The sequence below is a fragment of the Aggregatibacter kilianii genome, from assembly GCF_003130255.1.
GTDB classification, from domain to species: Bacteria; Pseudomonadota; Gammaproteobacteria; order Enterobacterales; family Pasteurellaceae; genus Aggregatibacter; species Aggregatibacter kilianii.
In genome coordinates, this window is record NZ_NRCN01000001.1 from 2,037,314 (window position 1) to 2,063,785 (window position 26,472).

At 42.0% G+C, this 26,472-nt stretch carries 23 protein-coding genes; 14 read left to right on the top strand and 9 right to left on the bottom strand.

From position 1 onward, the window contains the following. Window positions 1–36: 36 nt before the first annotated feature. Window positions 37–921: a TIGR01777 family oxidoreductase gene (locus DK428_RS09585; protein WP_109065152.1), complete on the bottom strand. Its 885-nt coding sequence runs from the start codon at window positions 919–921 to the stop codon at window positions 37–39. A gap of 18 nt (window positions 922–939) precedes the next feature. After that, entirely contained in the window at window positions 940–1,407 is a 468-nt protein-coding gene (argR, locus tag DK428_RS09590; protein WP_109065151.1) for a transcriptional regulator ArgR, read from the bottom strand. A gap of 269 nt (window positions 1,408–1,676) precedes the next feature. On the opposite strand from argR, the gene mdh reads away from it, so the two are divergent. Then, complete coding sequence (gene mdh / locus DK428_RS09595) at window positions 1,677–2,612, top strand: malate dehydrogenase (RefSeq protein ID WP_005700842.1); 936 nt, start codon at window positions 1,677–1,679, stop codon at window positions 2,610–2,612. A 115-nt stretch (window positions 2,613–2,727) separates the two neighbouring features. Here mdh and DK428_RS09600 read toward each other — a convergent pair whose 3' ends face one another. Continuing rightward, window positions 2,728–3,747, bottom strand: a complete 1,020-nt coding sequence (locus DK428_RS09600) for a branched-chain amino acid aminotransferase (protein ID WP_109065150.1) — start codon at window positions 3,745–3,747, stop codon at window positions 2,728–2,730. A 463-nt stretch (window positions 3,748–4,210) separates the two neighbouring features. Here DK428_RS09600 and DK428_RS09610 point away from each other — a divergent pair, with 463 nt between their 5' ends. The 6 genes from DK428_RS09610 (at window position 4,211) to yfbR (ending at window position 9,528) form a co-directional block, all read left to right on the top strand. Then, window positions 4,211–5,095 (top strand): transcriptional regulator GcvA, encoded by an 885-nt coding sequence (locus DK428_RS09610; RefSeq protein ID WP_109065149.1) that lies wholly within the window; start codon window positions 4,211–4,213, stop codon window positions 5,093–5,095. A 13-nt stretch (window positions 5,096–5,108) separates the two neighbouring features. Next, window positions 5,109–6,197, top strand: a complete 1,089-nt coding sequence (gene rlmM / locus DK428_RS09615) for a 23S rRNA (cytidine(2498)-2'-O)-methyltransferase RlmM (RefSeq protein WP_109065148.1) — start codon at window positions 5,109–5,111, stop codon at window positions 6,195–6,197. A 112-nt stretch (window positions 6,198–6,309) separates the two neighbouring features. Continuing rightward, on the top strand, window positions 6,310–6,765 hold the full coding sequence (gene nrdR / locus DK428_RS09620) for a transcriptional regulator NrdR (protein ID WP_005700838.1): 456 nt from the start codon (window positions 6,310–6,312) through the stop codon (window positions 6,763–6,765). Further along, window positions 6,762–7,886 (top strand): bifunctional diaminohydroxyphosphoribosylaminopyrimidine deaminase/5-amino-6-(5-phosphoribosylamino)uracil reductase RibD, encoded by a 1,125-nt coding sequence (gene ribD, locus DK428_RS09625; protein WP_109065147.1) that lies wholly within the window; start codon window positions 6,762–6,764, stop codon window positions 7,884–7,886. The genes nrdR and ribD overlap by 4 nt, the downstream gene beginning before the upstream one ends. Before the next feature lie 7 nt (window positions 7,887–7,893). After that, window positions 7,894–8,922, top strand: a complete 1,029-nt coding sequence (gene degS, locus DK428_RS09630) for an outer membrane-stress sensor serine endopeptidase DegS (RefSeq protein WP_109065146.1) — start codon at window positions 7,894–7,896, stop codon at window positions 8,920–8,922. A 9-nt stretch (window positions 8,923–8,931) separates the two neighbouring features. After that, a complete protein-coding gene (yfbR, locus tag DK428_RS09635; RefSeq protein ID WP_005704054.1) occupies window positions 8,932–9,528 on the top strand; it encodes a 5'-deoxynucleotidase in 597 nt (198 codons plus the stop codon). Between the two features lie 70 nt (window positions 9,529–9,598). Here yfbR and DK428_RS09640 read toward each other — a convergent pair whose 3' ends face one another. Further along, window positions 9,599–10,378: a TOBE domain-containing protein gene (locus DK428_RS09640; RefSeq protein WP_109065145.1), complete on the bottom strand. Its 780-nt coding sequence runs from the start codon at window positions 10,376–10,378 to the stop codon at window positions 9,599–9,601. A gap of 234 nt (window positions 10,379–10,612) precedes the next feature. On the opposite strand from DK428_RS09640, the gene modA reads away from it, so the two are divergent. From modA to modC, 3 genes are all read left to right on the top strand, one after another. Next, entirely contained in the window at window positions 10,613–11,377 is a 765-nt protein-coding gene (gene modA, locus DK428_RS09645; RefSeq protein WP_109065144.1) for a molybdate ABC transporter substrate-binding protein, read from the top strand. 67 nt (window positions 11,378–11,444) lie between these two features. Beyond that, window positions 11,445–12,173, top strand: coding sequence for a molybdate ABC transporter permease subunit (gene modB, locus DK428_RS09650; protein WP_109065143.1), 729 nt, complete (start codon window positions 11,445–11,447; stop codon window positions 12,171–12,173). Then, complete coding sequence (gene modC, locus DK428_RS09655) at window positions 12,160–13,221, top strand: molybdenum ABC transporter ATP-binding protein ModC (RefSeq protein ID WP_109065142.1); 1,062 nt, start codon at window positions 12,160–12,162, stop codon at window positions 13,219–13,221. The genes modB and modC overlap by 14 nt, the downstream gene beginning before the upstream one ends. Window positions 13,222–13,326: 105 nt before the next feature. Here the strand turns inward: modC and DK428_RS09660 are convergent, their stop codons facing one another. From DK428_RS09660 to fdnG, 3 genes are read right to left on the bottom strand one after another with little or no spacing between them, the layout of a single operon-like run. Continuing rightward, complete coding sequence (locus DK428_RS09660) at window positions 13,327–14,034, bottom strand: formate dehydrogenase subunit gamma (protein WP_109065141.1); 708 nt, start codon at window positions 14,032–14,034, stop codon at window positions 13,327–13,329. After that, window positions 14,027–14,956, bottom strand: coding sequence for a formate dehydrogenase subunit beta (fdxH, locus tag DK428_RS09665; protein ID WP_109065140.1), 930 nt, complete (start codon window positions 14,954–14,956; stop codon window positions 14,027–14,029). Before fdxH ends, DK428_RS09660 begins: the two co-directional genes overlap by 8 nt. Window position 14,957: 1 nt before the next feature. Beyond that, on the bottom strand, window positions 14,958–18,047 hold the full coding sequence (gene fdnG / locus DK428_RS09670) for a formate dehydrogenase-N subunit alpha (RefSeq protein WP_157952200.1): 3,090 nt from the start codon (window positions 18,045–18,047) through the stop codon (window positions 14,958–14,960). Between the two features lie 234 nt (window positions 18,048–18,281). Between fdnG and fdhD the strand changes: the two genes are divergently transcribed. Both fdhD and gntR read left to right on the top strand, forming a co-directional pair. Then, window positions 18,282–19,106 carry a formate dehydrogenase accessory sulfurtransferase FdhD gene (gene fdhD, locus DK428_RS09680; protein ID WP_109065137.1) on the top strand — a complete coding sequence of 275 codons (825 nt, stop codon included), beginning with the start codon at window positions 18,282–18,284 and terminating at the stop codon, window positions 19,104–19,106. Window positions 19,107–19,156: 50 nt separating this feature from the next. Continuing rightward, window positions 19,157–20,155, top strand: coding sequence for a gluconate operon transcriptional repressor GntR (gene gntR, locus DK428_RS09685; protein ID WP_109065136.1), 999 nt, complete (start codon window positions 19,157–19,159; stop codon window positions 20,153–20,155). 211 nt (window positions 20,156–20,366) lie between these two features. Here the strand turns inward: gntR and DK428_RS09690 are convergent, their stop codons facing one another. Continuing rightward, complete coding sequence (locus DK428_RS09690) at window positions 20,367–20,885, bottom strand: gluconokinase (protein ID WP_109065135.1); 519 nt, start codon at window positions 20,883–20,885, stop codon at window positions 20,367–20,369. Window positions 20,886–21,098: 213 nt separating this feature from the next. Here DK428_RS09690 and DK428_RS09695 point away from each other — a divergent pair, with 213 nt between their 5' ends. Both DK428_RS09695 and uvrD read left to right on the top strand, forming a co-directional pair. Beyond that, window positions 21,099–22,448 carry a GntP family permease gene (locus tag DK428_RS09695; protein WP_109065134.1) on the top strand — a complete coding sequence of 450 codons (1,350 nt, stop codon included), beginning with the start codon at window positions 21,099–21,101 and terminating at the stop codon, window positions 22,446–22,448. Window positions 22,449–22,618: 170 nt separating this feature from the next. Further along, the gene (gene uvrD, locus DK428_RS09700; RefSeq protein ID WP_109065133.1) at window positions 22,619–24,793 is read left to right on the top strand and encodes a DNA helicase II; all 2,175 of its coding nucleotides are present in this window, start codon (window positions 22,619–22,621) and stop codon (window positions 24,791–24,793) included. Between the two features lie 59 nt (window positions 24,794–24,852). Here the strand turns inward: uvrD and DK428_RS09705 are convergent, their stop codons facing one another. Then, a complete protein-coding gene (locus DK428_RS09705) occupies window positions 24,853–26,397 on the bottom strand; it encodes a YdgA family protein (RefSeq protein WP_109065132.1) in 1,545 nt (514 codons plus the stop codon). Between the last annotated feature and the right edge of the window lie 75 nt (window positions 26,398–26,472).

The window sequence follows — 26,472 nt, forward strand, 5'->3', positions numbered from 1 at the left end:
CGTATTTTAAAAGTGCGGTGATTTTTTAGCGTCAAATTAGATTTCTTCTATCAAATATTGAGCGAGATCGGGGTGTTGGAATTGGAAGCCATGGGTGAGAAGATTTTGTGGAATCAATTTTTGACTGTCGAGCAATAAGCAGGCGCGTTCACCGAGCATGAATTTGAGTAGGAAAGCCGGTACGGTGGCGAAATGGGGGCGTTTGAGAATGATGCCCAGTATTTTGTTGAATCTGGCATTACGCACAACCTGCGGGGCAACGAAATTGAACGGGCCTTTGCAGGTGCCGTTTTCCAATAAAAATAAAATGCCGTTTACCATGTCCGTTAAGGAAATCCAGCCCCAATATTGTTGACCGGAACCTAGTTTGCCTCCAAGACCATAGCGATATAACGGCAACATTTTGGCCAACGCGCCGCCTTGGTGTGCTAATACGAGACCGGTGCGTACAACGCAGACGCGAGTATTGGCTTTTAATGCGGTGGCTTCCCAATGTTGGCAAAGTTGTGCTGCAAAATTATTGGCAGGAGAGGTGTTTTCATCAATAGGCTGTTCTCCGCAATCTCCATAGTAGCCGGTTGCTGAACCGGAAATAAAACAGGCTGGTGGTTCATTGCTTTGGTTGATGAGTTGTGTCAGTTTTTCTGTTAAAGAAATACGGCTTGATTCTAACCGCACTTTTTGTTTGTTCGTCCAACGACGGTCGAAAATCGGCTCACCGGCCAAATTAATCACCGCGTCAAATTGATTAAAATGCTGAAAATAATCCAGCGTATTGATCAGTTCAACCACATGGGGGAGTTGCTGTTGCGCTTTTTCAATATTACGCACCAGCGCGGTGATTTGGTGATTTTGAGCGAGTAGTTGAGGAATTAATGCGGTTCCAATAAAGCCGGTAGCACCGGTTATAAGAATTTTCATGAGATTCCTCCAATGAAGTTAAAGTGAATTATCAAATAATTGCTGAATCCGCGCTAAGAGTGTTTTGATATTCGTGCCTTTGGTCGGCGTAACGAAAATCGTATCGTCGCCGGCAATATTGCCTAAAATGCCTTCCTTTTTGCTGACTGAATCTAATAAGCGGGCGATTAATTGTGCTGCGCCGGGACTGGTACGAATGACGATAAGCATGCCGTTATGATCAATATCTAACACCAAATCTTTTAATGAGCTACCGGTGTTTGGTACGCTTAAATCGCTTGGCAGACAATAGACCATTTCCATGCGGGTGTTGCGGGTGCGAACGGCGCCGAATTTGCTCAACATGCGGGAAACTTTGGATTGGTTAATTGTCTGAAAACCGAGTTTTTGTAATTCGGTGACGATCTCGCTTTGCGAACCGAATTTTTCTTGACGCAGTAAATCTCGGAAGGTTTTGGTTAAATTGTCCGGACTGTCATTTAACATGATTTCTTCTCTTGTTTGATTTAGATACAGAAATTTTGCATAAAAATAGCAGATTTGGCAAATAATTATTATTTAGGCTTTGCAAAGTGCGGTCAGAAAAAATAATGTTTTTTTATTATGCAGTCTTGCCCCCTTCAATGTAAAGATCAATTAAAAATTTGAGTGAGATCTCACATTTGCATTTGCGGGTTTGAATTTACCTGTCGATAATCGTACAATCTTCTTTAGATTTTTTATTACCCATTTTTAATTATATTAAGGAGAACTCAATGAAAGTTGCAGTATTAGGTGCCGCAGGCGGTATCGGTCAAGCATTAGCGCTGTTGTTAAAATTACAATTGCCGGCAGGTTCCGAGCTATCACTTTATGATATTGCCCCTGTTACCCCCGGTGTTGCTGCGGATGTCAGCCACATTCCGACCGCTGTCAAAGTGGAGGGTTTTGCCGGTGAAGATCCGACCCCAGCACTAAAAGGCGCGGACGTGGTATTAATTTCTGCCGGTGTAGCGCGTAAACCGGGTATGGATCGTTCAGATCTATTCAATATTAACGCTAGCATCGTGCGTAATTTAATTGAAAAAATTGCTGTAACCTGCCCGAAAGCTTGTATCGGTATTATCACCAATCCGGTAAATACTACTGTGGCTATTGCTGCTGAAGTGTTGAAAAAAGCCGGTGTGTACGATAAACGTAAATTATTCGGTGTGACCACACTCGATGTGCTTCGTTCCGAAACTTTTGTTTCTGAGTTAAAAGGTCTAAATGCATACCGTACCGCAGTGCCAGTGATCGGCGGTCATTCTGGTGTAACTATTCTACCTTTATTATCTCAAGTGCAATATGTTGAATGGAAAGAGGAAGAAATCGAACCGTTAACCAAGCGCATTCAAAACGCTGGTACCGAAGTGGTGAATGCCAAAGCCGGTGGTGGTTCTGCAACCTTATCTATGGCACAAGCCGCAGCCCGTTTTGCGAATGCTGTGGTACGCGGATTACAAGGCGAAACTGTGGTTGAATGTAGCTATGTAGAAGGCGATGGCAAATACGCCCGCTTCTTTGCCCAACCGGTTCGCTTCGGTAAAGAAGGTGTGGAAGAAATCCTGCCGATTGGCAAACTTAGCGCTTTCGAGCAACAAGCCTTAGATGCGATGTTGCCGACATTGCGTGCAGATATTGAATTAGGCGAAAAATTCGTTAATCCATAATTCAGCCAAAAAATTAAAAATCCCCGCAGCCCTGAGGTTGTGGGGATTTTTTATAGGATACAAACAAAAAGTGCGGTCGAATTTGACCGCACTTTTATACTTTGGAAAGCAGAAATTAATCCACTTTTACAATCCAGCCTTCAGGTGCTTCTACATCACCGAATTGAATGCCGGTGAGCTCGTCGTAAAGGCGTTTGGTAATCGGGCCGACATCGGTTTCGGAGTAGAATACATGGAAATTATCCTCATATTGAATGCCGCCGATTGGTGAGATGACTGCAGCCGTTCCGCACGCTCCGGCTTCGGCGAATTGATCTAATTCGTTGATATAGACATCGCCTTCGATGGTTTCCATGCCCAAGCGTTCTTTCGCTAAGTAGAGTAGTGAGTATTTGGTAATACTTGGCAAAATAGACGGCGAAAGTGGCGTGATGAATTTGTTATCACGAGTGATGCCGAAAAAGTTTGCCGCACCCACTTCTTCAATTTTGGTGTGGGTTTTCGGGTCAAGGTAGATCGCATCGGCAAATTGGCGTTTGGCTGCTAATTCATGTGGTAACAAGCTGGCTGCATAGTTTCCACCGACTTTTACACCGCCGGTGCCGTATGGTGCAGCGCGGTCATAATCGGTTACCAAGAAATTGGAAGGTTTTAAGCCGCCTTTGAAATAGGCACCTACCGGGCAACAGAAAACGCAGAAAATATATTCCGGTGCAGGGCGTACGCCAATGTTCTCACCTACGCCGATAACGAATGGACGAAGATAAAGCGTGGCGCCGGTACCATAAGGGGCAACCCATTTTTCATTGGCTTTGACCACTTCTTTGCAAGCACGAATAAATAATTCTGTCGGTACTTGTGGCATTAACAAGCGCTCGCACGTGTTTTGCATACGTTTGGCATTTTGGTCGGGACGGAAGAGGTTAATTGAACCGTCTTTGCAACGATAGGCTTTTAAACCTTCGAAACATTGTTGGCCATAATGGAGTGCAGTTGAACCTTCGTTAATGTGTAATGTGCTGTCGGTGCTTAATTCGCCGTCACTCCAAGCACCATCTTTCCAGTGGGCGATAAAGCGATAATCTGTTTTGATATAACTGAATCCGAGATTTTTCCAATCAAGTAAATCTGACATGGTCTTTCCTTATAGCTACGTTGTTATTTAAGTAATTTTTAATCTACACCATTCTATAAGGATTTAAAATATTTTAATGAGAAAAATAAATGAATTTTTGGAATAAGAAAAACATTGTTTTGAGGTTTTGTAAGTAGAAGCAAGAAATAAGCAGATAACTATGGTAAAATTTTCCATAAAAAACACCGCTCTTTGTGGGAGCGGTGTTTGGCGAAAAAGCCGAATATACAGGAAATAAAAAATAGTAACTTTCGTTACTTTGTTTGGAAATTCCAAACGATATGCAAACACAACATCATACTTAATCCGAAAATCTTAACCAATAAGAAATACAACTTCTTAAGTATGACTTCATTTTATGAAGAAGTGCCATGATAGGCAAAAGAGATTTTTTAATTAGATTTATAAAAAAAAATAATCTGAAATTAATCTATTTTTAAATCATTACTCATTGGGAAGAGCCATGTATAAACGTTTGCCACCTTTAAATTCACTGAAAGCATTTGAGTCTGCTGCCAGATTTTTGAGTTTTACCAAAGCGGCTGATGAATTATTTGTTACCCAAGCGGCAATTAGTCATCAAATCAAGATCTTGGAGGATTTTCTAGGCGTTGAATTATTTAAACGGAAAAACCGAGCCTTGGAATTGACGGAATTTGGTAAAGCTTATTATGTTGATATTACAAAAATTTTGCACCGTTTGGTGGAAGCTACCGACAAATTACTTGCCTTAAAATCCGATAAACACTTGACTATCAGTGTGCCGCAAACTTTTGGTATTCAATGGTTGGTGCCGCGTTTAAGTGAATTTAATAAATTGTACCCCGATATTGAAGTGCGTCTGAAAGGCGTGGATCAAGACGAAGGTTTGCTCAGCCAAGATATTGATATAGCCATTTATTATGGGCGGGGGAATTGGGATAACTTGCAGGTGGATCGGTTAGTGGAAGAGAAACTCCTGATTTTGGCCGCGCCGAAATTACTTGCGGAAAAGCCGATTCATGATCATCAGGATTTAAAACATCACACGTTATTGCATATTCATACCCGCGATAACTGGCAGTATATGGCGGATCATTTGTCTTGCGATGAGTTGAATATTCAACAAGGTCCTATTTTTAGCCATACTTTTATGGCGTTACAAGCCGCCATTCACGCCCAAGGGGTTGTGTTGGCAAACCGAATTTTAGCGCAACAAGAATTGGATAACGGCAATTTAGCGTTAGTCTTCGATACCAATTTGCGTGATCCTAAATCATTTTATGTGGTGAATCATCTCGATAATAGCAGTGACGAGCGTATTATTGCGTTCCGATCTTGGATTATTCAAACTATGAATCAGGAATAAAATAAATAATTAAATGAATAAGTTAGCTTTATATTGCCGCATGGGGTTTGAGCGTGAAATGGCGGCGGAAATCACCGATAAAGCGGCCGAAAAAGGCGTATTTGGTTTTGCCCGCGTGATAGAAAATAGCGGTTATGTGATTTTTGAATGCTACCAGGCAGACGAAGCGGATTATTTAGCCCGCGAATTAGATTTTCAACAATTAATTTTTGCCCGTCAAATGTTGGTGGTTTCCGATTTATTAACGGATTTACCGCAGCAAGATCGTATTACGCCGATAGTGCAACAATATCAACAAATTGCAGATAAAATCGATTTAAAACAGAGCACGGAATTGTTGGTGGAAACCGCAGACACCAATGAAGCCAAAGAATTGCTTGGTTTTTGCCGTAAGTTTACGGTGCCATTGCGTCAAGCCTTAAAAAAACAGGGCTGGCTGAGTGCGCCAAATCATGCAAAGTGCGGTCTGTTTTTGCATCTTTTTTTCTTACGTAATAATGCTTGTTATGTTGGTTATTCTTACAACCATAACCATTCTGCCCATTTAATGGGCATTCAGCGTTTAAAATTTCCGGCAGATGCACCAAGTCGGTCCACGTTAAAATTGGAAGAAGCTATTTTGACTTTTATTCCTCGTCAAAAAGAAGCGGAATGGCTCAATGAAAATCAGTATGCCGTTGATCTGGGCGCTTGCCCGGGCGGTTGGACCTATCAACTGGTGAAACGAGGCTTGCTTGTGTATGCGGTGGATCACGGCAAAATGGCGGCAAGCCTGCATGAAACCGGGCGTATTGAACATTGTGCGGAGGACGGTTTTAAGTTTCAACCGCCAAAACGACAGAAAATAGATTGGTTAGTATGCGACATGGTGGAAAAACCAAGTCGAATTGCCGAACTGATGACCAAGTGGTTATTAAATGGTTGGTGTCATAGCATGATTTTCAATTTAAAATTGCCGATGAAAAAGCGCTATGCAGAAGTACAGCAATGTTTGCAATATATCGCCGATAAGCTGACGCAACGCGGCTTGGCATTTCAGTTGAAAGCCAAGCATTTGTACCACGACCGAGAAGAAATCACGGTTTATTTACGACTGTTATAAAATTTTTATTTTTTCTACCGCACTTTGCATCAATACCTTGTAAAATGATCATCCGACGATTTACCGCGCAAAGTGCGGTCATTTTTTTCGCTATTTATAAATGGGAGGCAAGATGCATTGTCCTTTTTGTTCCACAGAAGAAACCAAAGTGATTGATAGTCGTTTGGTGTCTGATGGTTTTCAGGTACGCCGTCGTCGTGAGTGCGGGCAGTGTCATGAGCGTTTTACCACCTTTGAAACGGCCGAGTTAATTGTGCCGAAAATCATTAAAAATAACGGTAATCGGGAGCCTTTTAATGAAGACAAATTGCGCCGAGGCATTCAGCATGCGCTAGAAAAACGTCCGGTCAGCTCCGATGATGTAGAAAAAGCCATTAGTCGTATTATTCATCAACTGCGCGCCACAGGCGAACGTGAAGTGCCGAGCAAATTGGTGGGAACCTTGGTGATGGACGAGTTAAAAAATTTAGATAAAGTGGCTTACATTCGTTTTGCTTCCGTTTATTTAAGTTTTGATGATATTAACGAATTCAGTCAAGAAATTGAGAACTTAAAGGATCATAAATGACATCTCAATTTAACCTAAAAGATGCCGAGTTTATGCAATTGGCGTTAGATTTAGCCAAACAAGGTGAGTTCACTGCTACACCGAATCCTGCGGTAGGTTGCGTGTTAGTTAAAAATGGTGAAATTATCGGCAAGGGGTTTCATGCCAAAGCGGGGGAACCCCACGCAGAGGTGATGGCATTGCGTGAGGCGGGTGAGAATGCCCGCGGAGCAACCGCCTATGTCACCCTTGAGCCTTGTGCCCATTACGGTCGTACCCCGCCTTGCGCTAAAGGCTTAGTGGATGCCGGCGTGCGGAATGTGATTGCCGCAATGTATGATCCGAATCCGTTGGTGGCGGGTAAAGGGCTAGGAATTTTAGCTAATGCCGGCATTGACAGTGCGGTGGGTTTATTAAAAGAAAATGCCGAGGAGCTCAACAAAGGCTTTTTGAAACGTATGCGAACCGGCCGACCTTTCGTGCAATTAAAATTAGCCATGAGCATCGATGGCAAAACGGCTATGGCAAATGGTGAAAGTAAGTGGATTACCGGCGCACAGGCGCGAGCAGATGTACAACAATATCGCGCGAAAGCCTCGGCAATTTTATCCACATCACAAACCGTGTTGGCAGATAATCCAAGCCTGAATGTGCGGTGGGCAGAATTACCGCAAGAGGTGCAAGCCCGTTATATCGAGCAGAATCTACGTCAGCCCGTACGGGTGATTTTGGATTCCGCCCATAAAGTGCGGTCGGATTTTAATTTGTTTTTAACGGATTCACCTGTTTGGTTGGCTGGCAAGGATAAATTTCACTTAAATGGTTTTCCTGCATCCACGGAATATTTACAATTAATCCCCAATGAGGGGGAAAGCCACTTACAGGCATTGATGAGCGAATTAGGTAAGCGCCAAGTAAATACCCTTTGGGTAGAAGCCGGTGCGACCTTAGCCGGTGCGTTAATCGCAGAAAATTTGGTGGATGAATTGATTATTTATATGGCACCTAAATTATTAGGCGATCAGGCGCGTGATTTATGTCATTTGCCTAACTTAACCAAACTTGCCGATGCCCCATTGTGGGAATTACAATTATGCGAACCTGTCGGCAACGATCTTAAATTAATTTATATAAGAAAATGAGGAACAAATGTTAAAGAAAATTTTACATTCGGTAATTGTCGGCATAGTGTCTGCCGCTGTGATACTCTTGATTTTGCCGAAAGTAACCGAGGAACCAGTTACACCGGAAACGCCGATTGTCTCTTATAAAGACGCGGTACGCATTGCCTCGCCAGCAGTAGTAAACGTATATAACCAAGCATTTACATCCTCTTCTACACAGTTGAAGGTGAATAACTTGGGTTCCGGTGTGATTATGTCAAAAGACGGTTATATATTAACCAATAAACACGTGATTCAAAATGCCGATCAAATTATAGTTGCATTGCAGAACGGGAATATTTTTGATGCGGCATTAATTGGTTCCGATTCTTTAACAGATTTGGCTGTGTTAAAAATTAAAGCCGAAGATTTATCAACTATTCCTCAAAACCCAAGTCGCTCAGTTCATGTAGGTGATGTGGTGTTAGCCATTGGTAATCCGTACAACTTAGGTCAAAGCGTATCACAAGGAATAGTTAGTGCCGTTGGACGCAATGCCGTGGGTGAAGCGCTAGGACGACAAAACTTTATTCAAACAGATGCGCCTATTAACCGTGGTAATTCCGGTGGCGCGTTAATTAATTCTGCCGGTGAATTGCTTGGTATCAGTACCTTGAGTATTGGTAAAAACTCTAATGAAATTGCTGAAGGTTTAAATTTTGCTATTCCGATTGATTTAGCCAGTGATGTAATGAAAAAAATTATTCGTGATGGTCGGGTAATTCGCGGTTATTTCGGAGTGCAAACAGATATTTTATTCAGTAATGGACAAGGCGCTTCCGACCAAGGCATTTTAATTACTAGCGTGATTCCTAACAGCCCGGCAGCTAAAGCAGGCTTGCAATCGGGTGATGTGATTTTGAGAATCGATAATACAGAAGCTCGTTCACCAACGGAAATGATGAAATTTATTGCTGATGTGCGTCCAAATACAAAAGTGCAAGTGGAAATTTCTCGTTTAGGCAAAACTTATACAATCCCTGTGGTGATTGAGGAATATACGTTTAGTCAATAAGGTTGTGTGATGAAAGAGTTAAAGACCAGTCATTTTTTTGCTTGCTTGGATCGCCTCAGACTGATTCAACGTTGGTCGTTAATGCGAAATATTGAACGGGAAAATCTGGCAGAACATAGCTTGCAGGTTGCTTTTGTAGCACACGCGTTGGCATTGATTAAAAATAAATTTTATGGCGCCGCGTTAAACGCAGAGCGTGTTGCGGTATTGGCGATGTATCATGACACATCGGAAATTTTTACCGGAGATTTGCCGACGCCGATTAAATATTTTAACGATGAGATTACTCACGCCTATAAACAAATTGAAACGGCCGCCGAGTTGCATTTGATTAGTTTATTGCCGGAAGAATTACAGGCGGATTTTTTACCTTATTTGGATAGCCAATATTTTTCTGAGGAAGAGAAGCATATTGTGAAACAGGCCGATTTAATCTGCGCTTGTATTAAGGTGAAATTTGAACTGGAAAATGGCAATCAGGAGTTTAAATCAGCTAAAGTGCGGTTAGAAAATTTAATGGATCAATGGCATAGTCCGGAAATGGATTATTTCTTACATGTATTTGTGCCGAGTTTCGGTAAGTCTATTGATGAAATCACATTATAGAATATTCATAAAATTCCCCGTAAACGAATAAGTTACGGGGAATTTTTTTACTTAAAGGTAGTACGTTAAATTAATAAAGTGTAGCAAGAATCACTTGCTCGGGATCGACTGATACCCAAACTTGTTGGTTCGGTTCCAAATGTTGATCTTTTGAGAGCGTTGCACAAAATTCAATATCGGAATCTTCCAACATTAATATGGCTTCACCTGCATCACCTTTGTCAGTGATGGACTTCACCGTTGCACTAAATTGATTGGCAAGGTTTCTTTTTGGTTTTTCTGTAATTTTTACCCAAGGTGCTTTAAACATCAGCATGACTTCTCTGTCAGATTCAAGTTTTAAACGCACCGCACTTTTTTCTGTAATGGATACCATAAGCGATTTTGAAAAACCTTCTAAGGCGATATCCACAAAGCAGTGAACATCTTCAAAGCGTAATGCCTGTACTTTGCCAAAGAATTGATTACGCGCGCTGGATTGGAGTGAAAATCGTGCGGTGGCCGATAATAAGCTGTTGAGCGGGACTTTTTCATCGCGCAAAATATCAAAGGCTTTTTCTTGGGTTTGTTCCAACAAATCATAAAGCTGTAATAAGCGTTGCGCATAGACGGTTAACGCTGTGCCGCCACCATTTCTGCCGCCAATATTGCGTTCAAGTAACGGCTTCGGACTGATTTTGTTCATGGCTTCAAGGTGATCCCAGGCGCTTTTATAGCTGACTTTGGCATTTTTAGCTGCTTGGTTGATGGAACCGCATTTTTGAATTTCTTTTAATAAACGAATACGTTTAGGATCGGCGAAAAGTTGTTGTTTTAGTTTAATGGTAAGTAAAATTTCCGTGCCACGCATTTTTTTCTCCCCTACATTTTCAAATAAGTGTCCATCCTTGTAACACCTGTGAATTATACGGGCTGTATCATACAATATTTTAGTAAGAATAAGAATGTTTCAACGCTAGCTTTTATTCTGCTTTTCAACATTTTATTGAATCAAATAATATTTTTTATATCGCCTTTACTTTTATTTTCGTTGTATAATTTATGCTATATATAACTTATTAATCAACCAAAATGGAGTTTTTCTATGTTTAAATATTCAAAAATCGCTGCCGGCTTAGCTGTGGCTTGCTTGGCTTTCTCTCTTTCTGCGCAAGCGAAAGTGACTGTGTTTGCAGCGGCTTCAATGACCGACTCATTAAAGAAAGTTGCTGAAGATTACAAAAAAGTGAATCCCAAAGAGGAAATCGTATTTTCTTTTGCCTCTTCTTCAACCTTAGCGAAACAAATTGAAGAGGGCGCGCCCGCCGATTTATTTATTTCCGCCAGCACCAAATGGATGAAATACCTTTCTGAAAAAGGGTTAACCGTTAAAGAAACCGAAAAATTATTAGTGGGTAATGAACTTGTTTTAATTTCACAAAAAGACAGCAAATTACAAAACGTTGATATTGCGAAAGGCGAATGGATCAACCAATTAAAAGATTCTTATTTGTCTGTAGGTGACCCGGCACACGTGCCTGCAGGTCAATATGCGGAAGAAGCGTTAACCAAATTAAACTTATGGGACAAAGTAAAAGATAAATTAGCCCGCGCCAAAGACGTGCGTGCAGCATTGGCTTTAGTTGAACGTGGCGAATCTCCATTGGGTATCGTGTATGCTACTGATGCGAAGGTGAGCAAAGACGTGAAAGCAATTGGTGTGTTTCCGCAAGATTCTTACAAACCGGCAGATTATCCAGTTGCGATCTTAAAAGATCATAACAATGCAGAACCCCAAGCCTTCTTGAAATATCTAGAATCGCCTGAAGCGAAAAAAGTATTTGCGGATTACGGTTTCTCTGTAAAATAAGCAAACTAACTTTGACTCATTAAGCGTAGCCATTGTGCTACGCTTTGTTTATATAGGAAATTAAATTTTGCTTACACAGTTTCTGCTGTTATTAGGTTTGAGCCCATTAGAAATCGATGCCATTCGTCTTAGCTTGGAAGTCTCCGTCAGTGCCATTTTGTGGAGTTTGCCTTTTGCTATTTTAGTTGCATGGATTTTGGCTCGGAAAGATTTTTATGGTAAATCCATTGTGGGGGGGATTATTCACTTACCTTTGGTATTGCCTCCAGTCGTGATTGGTTATCTTTTGCTGGTTGCCATGGGACGCAATGGCTTTATCGGTAAATATTTGTATCAATGGTTCGGTTTAACCTTTGGATTTAGTTGGAAAGGTGCTGTGTTAGCTTCAGCGGTGGTGGCCTTTCCTTTGGTCGTACGTGCTATTCGACTTTCCCTTGAAAGTATTGATTTAAAATTGGAACACGCCGCCAGAACACTGGGGGCTTCTGCGTGGCGGGTGTTTTTAACCATCACGTTACCGTTATCTTTACCGGGCATTCTCGCGGGAGTTGTACTCGGTTTTGCCCGTTCTTTAGGGGAGTTTGGCGCGACTATCACATTTGTTTCCAATATTGCCGGTGAAACCCAAACTATTCCTTTGGCAATGTACTCTTTTATTCAAACACCGGGGGCGGAAGAACAAGCTGCACGTTTATGCGTTTTCGCCATCATATTATCGCTACTGTCATTATTATTATCGGAATGGCTGGCAAAACGAATGCAGAAAAAATTAGGACAAAATAATGCTACACATTGATGTTAAAAAACAATTAGGCAATTTATCCCTGCAGGCAACGTTAGACATTCCATCCCAAGGCGTGACCGCACTTTTCGGGTTATCCGGCTCAGGTAAATCTTCGTTAATTAATTTGGTCAGTGGCTTAATTAATCCGGATGAAGGCTGTATTACATTAAACGACAATGTGTTATTTGATGCTGAGGAAGGGATTTGTTTGCCGCCTAACCAACGCAATATCGGTTATGTATTCCAAGACGCGCGATTGTTTCCTCACTACACCGTAAAAGGCAATTTGCGTTACGGTATGAGAAACACCAGCAAAGAAGAATTCGATTACATTGTAGAATTGCTTGGTATTGGTCATTTATTAAAGCGATATCCGATCACCTTATCCGGCGGTGAAAAACAACGTGTTGCCATTGGTCGCGCATTATTGACGGATCCTGAAATTTTGTTGATGGATGAGCCGCTTTCTGCGTTGGACTTACCGCGTAAACGGGAATTGCTCAATTATTTGGAACGTTTATCCAAAGAAATTAATATCCCGATTTTATACGTTACTCACAGCCTTGATGAATTATTGCGTCTTGCAGAACGGGTGGTTTTGTTAATGGATGGTAAAGTCGAAGCCTATGATGTCTTGGAAACGGTTTGGGACAGCCCTTTATTCTTGCCTTGGAAACAACAAAACCAACAAAGTGCGGTGCTTTCTCTGCCTGTTTTTTTGCATAATCCGACTTATAAAATGACCGCACTTACATTAGGTGATCAACAGATTTGGGTTAATGCCTTGGCGGCTGAGGTAGATGAGTTTGTACGGATTTGTATTCATAGTTCAGATGTTTCCATCACATTGACCAAACCGGAAAAATCCAGTATTCGCAATATTCTTTATGGTCGGATCGTGAAAGTTCAAGAGCGGGATAATCAGGTCGAATTGCAGTTAGATATTGCCGGCAAACACATTTGGGCGGGGATCAGTAAATGGGCGTTTCAAGATTTGGCATTACGTCTTGGACAATTGGTGTATATTCAAATTAAAGCTATTTCGGTCATGACTGCTTAATTCCACGATGTAAACACATAAAAAATAGCACCTCAATTGGTGCTATTTTTTGTATCAAAGTGCGGTTAAAAAACGTAGTGAATTTTGACCGCACTTTATCATCAATTAACTGAACTTCTTGAAGACAGCCTTAGTAGGTTCACCTTTTTCTTCCCGCTCAACATCTTGTTCTAATACAGGAAGTACTTCTTCGCGGAACCATTTCGGGTGGTGTTTTTTCGCCCAACGAACGGTTACCCAACCTTCAACAATACCGGTAATAGAGCCTTTCACCCAGAATGCCATATACATGTGTACAAGGATGCCGGTAAATAGCATAAAGGCACTGGCAGAGTGAAGTAAGATGGCAATTCTTAGCACCGGAATAGAGAAGTAGTGGGAGAAATACTGACGCCACATGATAATGCCGGTAACCAACAAGGTAAACATTGCAAGGATTAATGTCCAGAACAACATTTTTTGACCCAGGTTATATTTACCGTTATCGGCAACAGCGTGTTCGTTACCTTTCAATACCTCAAGAACGTTCTTCGCCCAACGAATATCGTTTTTCTCCGGAATGTTGTGATGCCAATATAATGAACATAAGAAAATAAAAGCAACAAACATTAAGATCCCGGTGAACGGGTGAATCGCACGCGCTAATTGTGGTGTTCCTAAAATTTCTGTCAACCATGCAAAATCAGGGAAGAAGAAAGCTACCCCGGTGAACATGGTTAAGAAGAAACTGATTACCAAAAACCAGTGACTTAAACGCGCAGGGGTTCTGTGGCGAATGATACGAGTATCATTGCTAATTTCAAGTTTACTCATGTTTGCCTCCCTGTTTGTCTTCATCTACAAATTTTTCATGATGATCTTCTACATCTTCCTCAACGTTCGGTCCGACGGTTAAGTAGTGGCCGATTTCAGCTAAGGCTAAACCACCCATTGCCACAGCAGCTAATGGTTTTAAGACATCTTTCCAGACAGTTACTGTCAGGTCAATATGCGGATCTTTCGGAAGACCGGAATACAATTCAGGTTTATCTGCATGGTGTAACACATACATGACATGTGTACCACCCACGCCTTCCGGATCGTAAAGACCGGCATTTTCATAGCCACGCGCTTTAAGATCAGCAATACGTTGTTCTGCATAGAGTTTCATTTCTTGTTTGGAACCGAAGCGAATTGCGCCGGTCGGACAAGTTTTCACACAAGCCGGTTCTTGGCCCACAGAAACACGATCTACACAAAGGGTGCATTTATACACACGGTTATCTTCCGGATTCATGCGCGGAATATTAAACGGACAGCCTGCGATACAGTAACCGCAGCCGATACATTTGTCGGATTGGAAATCCACGATACCGTTGGCATATTGGATAATCGCACCCGGTGCAGGGCAGGCTTTCAAGCAGCCAGGTTCCGCACAGTGCATACAGCCGTCTTTACGGATTAACCATTCTAAACGATCATTTTCTTCCACTTCATTGAAGCGCATGACCGTCCAGGCTTTTGCGTTAAGGTCAACCGGGTTGTCATATACCCCTACACACTGAGCATTAACGTCGGAGCGGATATCATTCCACTCCGAACAACCAACCTGACAGGCTTTACAACCGATACAGGTTGTTACGTCAATGAGTTTTGCTACTTCAACTTTGTGATCACGCGCATGTGGTGCCGGAGTTAAACCGGAGGTTGCAGAGACCTTAATAATGTCTTGCGTTTGTACATCCATCGATCTCATCTTATGCTACCTCCACTACTTTTTCGATATTCACAAGGAAAGTCTTATATTCAGGGGTTTGTGTAACGGATTCCCCCCATGATGGCGTTAAGGTATTGGTGGAGAACCCACGGTTGCCTTTGCCATTTAACACTTTCATATTCCAGTGAATTGGAAGACCCACATGGTGTACAGTACGTCCGTCGATTTCTAAATCTTTCAAACGTTTGGTTACCACTGCAACGGCTTTGATGTAGCCACGGCGAGAAGTAATTTTCACCATATCACCCTTTTGGATACCTTTTTCTGCAGCTAATTTTTCACCAATTTCCACGAATTGTTGTGGTTGTGCAATGATATTTAATGCAGATTGAGCAGTCCAACTGTGGAAATGTTCGGTCAAACGATAAGTCGTTGCCACGTAAGGGAACTCTTTATTTGAACCGATAAATTCACGGTCTTCTTTGTAAATACGAATAGTCGGATCGGAGACTACACTTGGATGTAGTGGGTTAGTATCAATCGGACTTTCAATCGGTTCATAATGTTCCGGCATAGGTCCGCTATTGATTTTATCAACGGCAAATAAGCGACCGACACCTTCGGCGGACATAATGAATGGACCGGTATCAGAACCCGGAGGCTGTGTACCATAGTCGGCAATATCAAACCAGTTCCAGTTTTTACCATTCCATTTGATTAATTGACGATTTTTATCCCAAGGATTACCGTTAATATCAAGTGACGCGCGGCTGTAAAGGACACGACGGTTTGCCGGCCATGCGAAGCCCCAACCTAATGTACAACCTAAACCGGACGGATCGGAATTATCACGATTTTCCGTTTGGTTGCCTTTTTCGGTCCATTGACCTACATAAATCCAGTTTCCGGAACTTGTCGTACCGTCATCACGCAAGTGTGCAAAGGCGCTGAGTAGTTGACCTTTTTTATACATCAGGTTGCCGTTAGCATCATAAAGATCTTCTAAGGCATAGCCGTTTACTTCTTTGGCTAATTCCGCTGAAGATGGCGCATGAGGAATATTGTAGTTCCATGTCATGGCTTCAAAAGATTCGATACCACGACCGCCTTCTTTTTGGTAAAGGTGATGCATTTCTTCACGAATCATAGATAAAATTTCTACATCCGGTAACGCTTCACCCGGTTGGTCACAAGATTTTTGGTGCCATTGTACCCAACGACCGGAGTTGGCGATAGAACCATCTTCTTCCGCAAAACAGGTGGTTGGTAAACGGAATACTTCAGTTTGGATTTTGGACGGATCTACATCATTAGATTCCCCAAAGTTTTTCCAGAATTCGGAGCTTTCGGTTTGAAGCGGATCCAAAATGATTAAGTATTTCAATTTACTCATACCGGAAACAGTTTTATTTTTGTTTGGTAATGAGTTCAATACGTTGAAACCTTGTAAAATCCAACCGTTCATTTTCTCTTCATTCATGAGCTTAACGTGAGTGATAGGATCGTAGAGACGGTCTGCTTTCGGTAAGAAATCAAAGCCCCAACCGTTTTCTTTGGTCGCTTTATCACCATAGAACGTTTTCATCATACTTACGAAGAATTTCGATGTATTTCGGTAGTAGTTTACTTGGTTTTGTACGATATCTTTTGGTGTAATCGCATTAATGTATTGTTCGTAAGACGTATCTTTGTCATTTGGTAAACGCATATAACCCGGTAAAGACATCGGCAATAAGCCCATATCTGTTGTACCTTGTACGTTTGAGTGTCCACGTAATGCATTAATACCGCCACCAGGCATACCCATGTTACCTAAGAGTAATTGGATCATCGCCATTGAACGAATATTTTGTGTACCAATGGTGTGCTCAGTAAGACCTAATGCATATAAGTGCGTCATGGTTTTATTTGGCACAGAGGTTTTACCAATTTCTTCGCAGATTTGTAAGAAGGTTTTTTGTTTGACACCGGTGATACGTTCAACCATTTCAGGCGTATAGCGAGAAACGTGATCTTTCAAAATGTTAATGACACAACGTGGATCTTGTAAGGTCATATCACGTTTAACAAAGCCATTCTCATCGAATTGGTAATTCCATTTTGATTTATCATAAGTGTGTTTTTCTTCATCAAAACCTACGAATAAACCATCTTCAAATTTGAAGCCCTCATCAATTAAGAATGAAGCATTGGTATAATGTTTAACGTATTCGTGTTGAATTTGATTGGTTTCCAATAAGTAACGGATCACACCCATTAAGAATGCGATATCAGTACCGGAACGAATTGGAGCGTGGAGGTCAGCCACAGAAGCTGTACGGTTAAAGCGCGGGTCAACCACGATGATTTTCGCACCGTTTTTCTTCGCTTCGATCGCCCAACGGAAGCCAACAGGGTGAGCTTCAGCAGGGTTACCACCTTGAACAATAATAAGATTAGCGTTTTTGATATCAACCCAGTTATTTGTCATGGCACCGCGACCAAATGATGGAGCAAGACTTGCTACCGTTGGTCCGTGTCAAGTATTCGCTTGGTTACATACCGGCACCATCCCAAGCATTCGAATCCACTTATGAGTTAATAAAGCGGCTTCGTTACTCATTGCTGATGCAGTCATAATCCCTGTGGTTGCCCAACGGTTAACGGTTTTGCCATTTGCATCTTTTTCAACAAAGTTGGCATCACGGTCATCTTTCATCAAGCGGGCAATGCGTTTAATAGCATCTTTCCAAGAAATGCGCTCCCACTTATCGGAACCCGGTGCGCGGTATTCCGGATATAAGTTGCGACTTTCGCTATTCACGAAGTCTAGCGCGCCGGCACCTTTAGGGCATAATGCACCACGGCTGATTGGATGATCCGGGTCACCTTCGATATGGAATAATTTAGAACGGGTATTTGTAGCGGTGTGACCGCTTAATGTATTGGATGGTGTACCTGTACTATACATTAACATACCGCAACTTACCGAGCAGTATGTACAGGTTTGACGTGATTCTTTTGCACGCAATAACTTGTATTCGCGTGGCGCAGCTAAGGCCGTAGCCGGAGCAAAGCCTAACATCGCAACCGATGTTCCTGCCATACCGCCGGCACAGACCTTGAAGAATTTTCTTCTTGTGATCTGCATAAGCACTCCCCACATCAACAAGATGAATTGTTGATTTTGTTTAGTAGTTATAAATTCGTATTTGAGTAGATAACTTAGTAGTCGATTTTGTTAAAATAGTATTACAATTAAACACCATCGATATAAGCCTAACGTAATACATAAATATTGCTTATCTATTCGTTAGCGGGGGCTAGAATAACTATTTTTTATATAGAAATCTATAATCACTAATAATTAAAAAGGGGAAAAAAGTTGAGTTGGATCACAAAAAGAACAATTAATTTTATCAAAAAATTAACAAATACCGAACCGATGGAAAATAGCATTACGATTTCCGAAAAACAGGACAGTTTGGCAAAAGAAGTTCCCGTTGCTTTAGTGTATAACGATATCTCCCATACGGTGATGATGTGTTCGCCTCGGGATTTGGAGGATTTTGCCATGGGGTTTTCCCTCACGGAAGGCATTATTGACAAGCCTGCCGACATTTATGGCATTGATATTGAAGAGGTGTGTAATGGCATGGAAGCCAGAATTGAGTTGGCAACCCGCTGTTTTGTGGCATTGAAAGACTATCGGCGTACTTTAACCGGCCGTACCGGTTGTGGTATTTGTGGTGCGGAACAAATACAACAAGTCTATAAAAACATAGCAAAATTAGACCGCACTTTAACGGTTAATGTCGCCCAATTAGATTCTTGCTTGCAAAAATTATATGACGCACAAGAACTCGGTAAACAAACCGGATCCACTCACGCGGTGGGGTTTTTCTCTATAGCAGGCGAGTTATTGGCGATTCGTGAAGATGTAGGACGCCATGTGGCATTAGACAAACTGCTTGGTTGGCATGCCAAAGCAGGTAAGCCTCGAGGTTTCCTGTTGGTGACCAGTCGTGCCAGCTATGAAATGGTACAGAAAACCGTTTCATGTGGCATAGAAATGCTTATCGCCATGTCCGCCGCAACAGATTTAGCCGTGCAAATGGCGGAACAGTATGATTTAACCCTCGTTGGTTTTGCCAGAGAAGGGCGGGCAACGGTGTATAGCGGCAAAGAACGTTTGGCAATTTGTGATTGATTCCGCCTTAGTCTAAAATCATCTCGTGTATTTATTAGGCTTTTCTCATTATGACAAAAAATAAACGCCCGACGTTACAAGATATTGCCGATTACCTTGGCATCACGAAAATGACCATCAGCCGCTATTTGCGCCATCCCGATTCTGTGGCGAGTGGCACACAAGCGCGCATTGCGGAAGCCATTGAACGCTTCGGCTATATTCCTAATCGCGCACCGGATATTTTGTCCAATGCTAAAAGTCGGGCAATTGGTGTGTTGGTGCCATCATTAACTAATCAAGTGTTTGCCAATGTGATTCGCGGTATTGAGCAAATTACCGATAAAGCCGGTTATCAAACCATGTTGGCGCATTACGGTTACAGTGAAAAGAAAGAGGAACGTCGTATTGAAAGCCTGCTGTCTTACAACGTGGACGGCATTATTTTGTCGGAAAGTCAGCATTCCGAAAAAACTAAAAAAATGCTCAAAGTGGCGAATATTCCTGTCATTGAAATTATGGATACCACGGAAGTTGGCATTCAGCAGGTCGTCGGTTTTGACAATATTGCGGCGGCACAAGCGATGGTGGAAACCATGATTAATCGTGGGCATCGCAACGTAGTTTATTTTGCGGCGCGTCAAGATAAACGCACGCGTTTACGTCAGCAAGGCTATGAAAACGCCATGGCAAAGCATCAATTAACACCACATGTTATCGCCACTAAAGAACATTCTTCTTTTACGCTAGGCGGCGAATTGTTGCATCAGGCACTTGAAACATTTCCGCAAATTGACGGTATTTTTTGCACCAATGACGACATTGCTATTGGCGCTATTTTTGAATGTCAACGTTTAGGCATTCAAGTGCCCAAGCAAATTGCTGTTGCCGGTTTTCACGGGCATGATGTAGGTCAATCGATCACGCCGCAACTTGCCACGGTGATCACGCCGCGTTTAGATATCGGACGCATTGCTGCTAAGGAATTACTGGCGCGAATTGACAATATTCCCGCGCAAAGCGCCATCATCAATTTAGGTTACCAGATTCATTTAGGGGAAAGCATATAAAAGTGCGGTGATTTTTTTAGACGTTTTAAAACACTTGCAGTATTACGGAGCAAATGCACAAAACGCTTGCTGAGCTTGTCGAAGCATTAGTTTTGTGCATAGGAGAGGCTGAAATTACTTACACTTCGACAAGCTCAGTGACCGTAATTTCAGCTTTGTGCAACTGCTACATAATTTCGAACACTTGAAAAACAGACCGCACTTTTTTGTTTTAAGAGAGATAAGGCTTCAGCGCCTGAATACAACGTTCAACCACTTCGTCAAAAGGCGCATTAATATCAATAGGAATCACATCCGGTTCATCTGCGCCCGGCACTTCCAGCGTTTCAAACTGGCTTTTCAGCATGCTTTCTTTCATGTAGTGCCCTTTGCGTTGGCGCATACGTTCCAAAATTACATCATAAGAACCGTGTAAAAATAGGAATCTTACATTGCTGTTGCCGTCGCGAATTTGATCACGATATTTCTTTTTCAGTGCCGAACAAACAATAATGCCTATCTCGCTTTTATGCTCCAAGCTAAATGCTGCATCCCGAATGCGTTCCAACCAAGGCGCGCGATCTTCATCGTTCAATGGATGACCTTCACCCATTTTGATGATATTGGCACGCGGATGCAGATCGTCTCCGTCAATCAGTTTTATCCCCAGACGATGTGCGACTTCCGTCCCCACAGACGTTTTACCGGTGCTGGATACCCCCATTAAAATAAAACTTTTACCTACCGCCATGTGTTTCTCCTTCTCTGATTTTTAATAGACTTAGCTTAGCGCAAAAATGTTATCGGTAACAATCCTTTTGGACTATAAAATGTCCGTTTTTGAAGATGAATTAAGCATAAATATATTTTTTGTGATTGTGATCACAGTTCTTAACGATGTCTATTTACCAATATTGCCATAAAAGGTATGTTACCAGTAACATTTTTAGCATGAGGACGAATTATGTTAATTTTCATCATGATCGCAGCCGTACTTTTATTACTGCTACTCATCATTAAATTTAAAATGCACGCCTTTGTCGCGTTGGTGTTAGTCAGTTTATTGACCGCACTTGCCGCGGGTATTTCCGTTGACAAGATTTTACCGACGCTATTAACCGGCTTCGGCAATACGTTGGCATCAGTTGCCTTGTTGGTCGGTTTGGGGGCCATGATTGGGCGTTTGCTTGAAGTGACTGGTGGAGCAAAAGTGCTTGCTGATACCTTAATCAATAAATTCGGCGAACAAAAAGCACCTTTTGCCCTTGGGGTTGCCGCCTTATTATTCGCTTTTCCGATTTTCTTTGATGCCGGTTTGGTAGTGATGTTGCCAATCGTCTTTAGCGTGGCAAAACGCTTTGGTGGTTCCGTCTTACGTTACGCCTTCCCGGTTGCCGGTGCTTTCGCCGTCATGCACGCCTTTTTACCGCCGCATCCCGGCCCGGTCGCTTCCGGAGATTTGCTGGGTGTAAATATGGGGTTGATGGTGCTTGTCGGGTTAATTTGTGCTATTCCAACTTGGTATATCGGGACATATTTGTTCAGTATGTACATCAGCAAAAAATTCTTTGTGGAACTGCCGAAAACCTTTTTGAATAGTTCTGCTATTAGCGAAACTTCCGTTCAAAACCCGCCACCGTTTGGACGCGTATTATTTATCTTGGTTTTACCGATTTTCTTAATTTTGTTTGATACCGGCTTAAATACACTCAGCGTAGCAAAAGTCATCGACGGTTCAGCCTTGTGGGTGCAAAGCTTGCGTTTAATTGGTAAAACGCCCATTGCCTTATTGATTACGTTGTTAATCGCCATTGCTTTATTGCGTGGTGAACGTAGCTACGAACAAATCGAAAGCCTCTGCAACAGTGCGCTCGGACCAATTTGCTCCATTATTTTGGTCACCGGGGCGGGCGGTATGTTCGGTGGCGTATTACGTGCCGGTGGTATTGGCGATGAATTGTCAGCTATGTTATCCAATACCGGCATGCCGATTATTATTGCTGCCTTTATTATTTCCATGGCGTTGCGCGTAGCACAAGGTTCGGCAACAGTTGCATTAACTACAGCTTCTGCATTAATCGCACCAACCGTTGTTGCGGCGACTGATCTTAGCCAATTGGATTTATGCTTTATCGTAATCTCCATCGCCTCAGGCGCCACGGTGTTCTCTCATGTGAATGACAGCGGATTTTGGTTAATGAGTCGTTTTTTAGAAATGGACACCAAAACCACGTTAAAAACCTGGACTATGTTGGAGACCTCAATCGGCTTTGTCGGTTTTATCATTGCATTAATCGGCAGCATTATTTTCTAATTCTTTTGGTTTTACTAAAGCGCATCTTTTACGGTGCGCTTTTTTTTATGAAAAAAATATCGGAAAAAACCACCGCACTTTTTCTTCTTTTCCCTTTCCTTCATTGAGTTTTTACCAAAACCCGCTATAATTTCGCCTGTACAAAAAAACAGTATTTGTGAGTAAAAATAATGGATTTCGCAGAATTATTAGATGGTTTAAACGATAAACAACGGGAAGCGGTGAGTGCACCGTTGGGCAATTATTTGGTGTTAGCCGGCGCAGGGAGTGGTAAAACCCGCGTATTGACGCACCGAATCGCGTGGTTGATTGGTGTGGAGGGTGTCTCCGAAGGGAGCATTATGGCGGTGACCTTCACCAACAAAGCTGCGGCAGAAATGCGTCATCGTATTGAATCCGTCTTGTCCGACGGCAATCAGCGTTTGTTTGGTATGTGGGTCGGCACCTTTCATAGTATTGCTCATCGACTTCTGCGTGCTCATCATCTTGATGCGGATTTGCCGCAAGATTTCCAGATTTTAGATTCGGAAGATCAATTGCGTTTACTCAAACGCCTCATGAAATTACATCATTTTAACGAAAAAAGTTTCCCGCCAAAGCAAGCCGCTTGGTATATCAACAATAAAAAGGACGAAGGCTTGCGCCCGAATCAAATTGATGATCATCACGATCGTCAAGAACGTGAATGGATTCGAATTTACCGCATTTATCAAGATGCTTGCGATCGTGCAGGATTGGTGGATTTTGCCGAAATTTTATTGCGCTCGTACGAATTGTTTTTACATAAGCCACTGATTTTGCAACGTTACCAACAACGTTTTCAGCATATTTTGGTGGATGAGTTTCAAGACACCAACAAAATTCAATATGAATGGATTCGTTTGTTGGCGGGCAAAACCGGCAAAGTAATGATTGTGGGCGATGACGACCAATCTATTTACGGCTGGCGCGGGGCAAAAATCGAAAATATTCAGTTATTTTTGAAAGAGTTTGCCAATGCACAAACCATTCGATTAGAGCAAAATTACCGTTCAACCATGAATATTTTGCAAGCGGCGAATGAGTTAATTTCCAATAACAACAACCGACTAGGGAAAAATTTGTGGTCGGAAGGAAATCAAGGCGATCCTGTAGGCATTTATGCGGCTTTTAACGAATTGGATGAAGCCTTGTTCGTTTCCTCGCAGATTAAGACTTGGATTGAAGACGGCGGCAAACTCAACGATTGTGCCATTTTATATCGCAGTAACAGTCAATCACGGGTGATTGAGGAAGCGTTAATTCGTTCACAAATTCCTTATCGTATTTATGGTGGCATGCGCTTCTTCGAACGTCAGGAAATCAAGGATGCATTGGCCTATTTGCGCTTGATTGCTAATCGCCAAGACGATGCTGCCTTTGAGCGCGTTATTAATACGCCACCACGGGGCATTGGTGATCGCACGTTGGACACCTTGCGTAATCTGACTCGTGAACATCAAATCACGTTATGGCAAGCCACCAATTTGGCATTGCAGGAAAATAAACTGGCAGGCCGTGCCGCGACCGCTTTGCTTCGCTTTATGGAATTAATCAATTCTCTGCAACGGGATACGGAAGAAATGCCGTTGTTTGCACAAACAGATTTTGTCATTAAGCATTCCGGTTTGTATGAAATGTATAAACAGGAAAAGGGCGAAAAAGGCGAAGTGCGCATTGAAAACTTAGAAGAGTTGGTCTCTGCCGCCCGCGAATTTATCAAGCCTGAAGAGGCGGAAGACATGACAGAGCTCACAGCTTTCTTGACGCACGCCTCATTAGAAGCGGGCGAAGAACAAGCAGCACCGCATCAAGCCTGTGTAGAAATGATGACCTTGCACTCGGCAAAAGGCTTGGAGTTTCCTCGGGTGTTTATGATTGGCGTGGAAGAAGGATTATTCCCAAGTTTCCGCTCTTTTGAAGAATCAGGGCGTTTGGAAGAAGAACGTCGTTTGGCTTATGTGGGGATTACCCGCGCCAAACAAAAACTTACCATTTCTTATGCGGAAAGTCGTCGTTTATATGGCAAAGAAGAACGCCATTTGCCTTCCCGTTTTATCACGGAATTACCACAACAATGTTTGCAGGAAATCCGTTTACGCGGCACCGTTACCCGCGCCTTAAATCAAGCCAAAGTAGGCAGTGTTTCGCCGATTGCCAATGAAAGCGAATGGAAAATGGGGCAAAAAGTGAAACACGAAAAATTTGGTTTTGGCACAGTGATTAATGTGGAAGGTGCGGACAATAATTTGCGCTTACAAATTGCGTTCCAGAATCAAGGAATTAAATGGCTGATCGCCCATTTGGCGAAGTTGGAGAAAATATAAAATAAAGTGCGGTCAAAAAAACATTTAAATTTTTGACCGCACTTTTTTATTTATACCGATTATTTGGTTTCCGGTATTTCCGGTGTTTCGGATTCTTCCAGAGTTTCATCAGGAATCGAGTTTGGAACCATTGCTAACATCATAACAAACTCTTCCCAAGACAGCATATTGCCATTGAGGTTGATTTTGTTGTTTTCTAATTTAGCATTGAGTTTTATGCTTTTATCATCAACCACAAACAAAGGAGTGTTTTCGGCGAGTGATAAGTATTCATGTAGTGTTTTTTCTGCGTCTTTTTCCGGCGCTTCTTTTATGGCATCGGCGTCTAAACGTTTTATTTGGGTAAGAAAATCTAAAATCGCAGCGTTATCTAAATCGATGTTTAGAGCAAATTGCTTAAACATTTCTAACACCTTGCCGGCTCGGATTTTAGCCTGTAAATCACCCGGTGCAAATTCAACATTTAAATCGGCACTGAGTTTCCCCCCCTTGTTTGATAACGTAAAGGGAGCAATTTTCACTTGGGGCTGTTTTTTGGAAAGTTCTATGAATGCCTGAAATACTTCTTCCGGTGGAGCATCTTGTGTTTTACCGCTCTCGGCCGCTTTGGCGGTTTCGGTAAGAATAATATTTAGCGGGTTCGCCGCCAAATGATTAAATTGAATATTAAAAATACTGTCGTTGATAAAGAAGTTTTCTTGACCATTGGAAGTAAAACGTATTCCGCCGTGTTTATAAGTTAAGTCATAATCAACAAAGTTATCTTTTATTTTGCCGTTAATGTCTGATTGACTATCTTTTATTTCTAACAAAATATCGTTGTCATTACCTTTTGCGCTAAATCGCATATTCCCAAGTTTGGTGCTGTAGTTTCCAACGATGATTTTATCCAGTTCGGCTGATGCGCGATTCCAATTTAGTGAAGTTTGTGAATCGGTAAATTCAAAAAACATACTTTGAATGTCGTTTTTTTCCTCATTTTGACTTGTTTGTTCCATATTTGGGAAAACTAATTTGACATAAGGAGAGGCAATATCCACTTTCCCAAAACCATTCTCATCGATGTCATAATTTGCCGTGATTTTCCAATCAATATCGCCACCGTCAATATGTGTATTGACTTCAGAATTTAGGTTTCCCAATACCTGTTTGTTGTAGTCCACGGAAAAATTGAAATATAACGGACTTTTTCCGTTCTTGCCGAACCAGTCTTTATTTTTTTCGGTTTTTGTGACCTCGGTTTCTGTTGAAAACATCACCGGTGTAAAGTTGAATTGGCTAAGCTGATTTATCGGTAATGGACCATGATAAAGCTTGCCGTTAAACGGGAGAGTATTGATGTTCTCGCTTTCCTTTGATGAGAAAACGAGCTCATAGCTAATATCGGAACTAAAAAAACCACGTTGAAATTTTACATTATCAATTTTTACTGTTCCGGTGGATTCCACATTTGGTACGTTGAAAAAATGTTCTAGCTTTTTATTGATTTGGTTAATTTTGGCGTGAAATTGTTGTTCAGCCATTTTGCCGGAATACCAAGTCGCACCGGTAAAAACACCACCTAAAACGGCAATTACACCTAATGCTACCGCTGGTTTTTTCATATTTAAGTTCCTTATTTTAGGTTAGATGATTAAATCTTGTGCATTCTATCATATTGAAATTTAAACGAATAGGCA

What these genes read in the sequence shown, in the direction of transcription:
- DK428_RS09585 (WP_109065152.1), bottom strand. Translation starts at nt 921, where the DNA reads ATGAAAATTCTTATAACCGGTGCTACCGGCTTTATTGGAACCGCATTA.
- argR (WP_109065151.1), bottom strand. Translation starts at nt 1,407, where the DNA reads ATGTTAAATGACAGTCCGGACAATTTAACCAAAACCTTCCGAGATTTA.
- mdh (WP_005700842.1), top strand. Translation starts at nt 1,677, where the DNA reads ATGAAAGTTGCAGTATTAGGTGCCGCAGGCGGTATCGGTCAAGCATTA.
- DK428_RS09600 (WP_109065150.1), bottom strand. Translation starts at nt 3,747, where the DNA reads ATGTCAGATTTACTTGATTGGAAAAATCTCGGATTCAGTTATATCAAA.
- DK428_RS09610 (WP_109065149.1), top strand. Translation starts at nt 4,211, where the DNA reads ATGTATAAACGTTTGCCACCTTTAAATTCACTGAAAGCATTTGAGTCT.
- rlmM (WP_109065148.1), top strand. Translation starts at nt 5,109, where the DNA reads ATGAATAAGTTAGCTTTATATTGCCGCATGGGGTTTGAGCGTGAAATG.
- nrdR (WP_005700838.1), top strand. Translation starts at nt 6,310, where the DNA reads ATGCATTGTCCTTTTTGTTCCACAGAAGAAACCAAAGTGATTGATAGT.
- ribD (WP_109065147.1), top strand. Translation starts at nt 6,762, where the DNA reads ATGACATCTCAATTTAACCTAAAAGATGCCGAGTTTATGCAATTGGCG.
- degS (WP_109065146.1), top strand. Translation starts at nt 7,894, where the DNA reads ATGTTAAAGAAAATTTTACATTCGGTAATTGTCGGCATAGTGTCTGCC.
- yfbR (WP_005704054.1), top strand. Translation starts at nt 8,932, where the DNA reads ATGAAAGAGTTAAAGACCAGTCATTTTTTTGCTTGCTTGGATCGCCTC.
- DK428_RS09640 (WP_109065145.1), bottom strand. Translation starts at nt 10,378, where the DNA reads ATGCGTGGCACGGAAATTTTACTTACCATTAAACTAAAACAACAACTT.
- modA (WP_109065144.1), top strand. Translation starts at nt 10,613, where the DNA reads ATGTTTAAATATTCAAAAATCGCTGCCGGCTTAGCTGTGGCTTGCTTG.
- modC (WP_109065142.1), top strand. Translation starts at nt 12,160, where the DNA reads ATGCTACACATTGATGTTAAAAAACAATTAGGCAATTTATCCCTGCAG.
- DK428_RS09660 (WP_109065141.1), bottom strand. Translation starts at nt 14,034, where the DNA reads ATGAGTAAACTTGAAATTAGCAATGATACTCGTATCATTCGCCACAGA.
- fdxH (WP_109065140.1), bottom strand. Translation starts at nt 14,956, where the DNA reads ATGAGATCGATGGATGTACAAACGCAAGACATTATTAAGGTCTCTGCA.
- gntR (WP_109065136.1), top strand. Translation starts at nt 19,157, where the DNA reads ATGACAAAAAATAAACGCCCGACGTTACAAGATATTGCCGATTACCTT.
- DK428_RS09690 (WP_109065135.1), bottom strand. Translation starts at nt 20,885, where the DNA reads ATGGCGGTAGGTAAAAGTTTTATTTTAATGGGGGTATCCAGCACCGGT.
- DK428_RS09695 (WP_109065134.1), top strand. Translation starts at nt 21,099, where the DNA reads ATGTTAATTTTCATCATGATCGCAGCCGTACTTTTATTACTGCTACTC.
- uvrD (WP_109065133.1), top strand. Translation starts at nt 22,619, where the DNA reads ATGGATTTCGCAGAATTATTAGATGGTTTAAACGATAAACAACGGGAA.
- DK428_RS09705 (WP_109065132.1), bottom strand. Translation starts at nt 26,397, where the DNA reads ATGAAAAAACCAGCGGTAGCATTAGGTGTAATTGCCGTTTTAGGTGGT.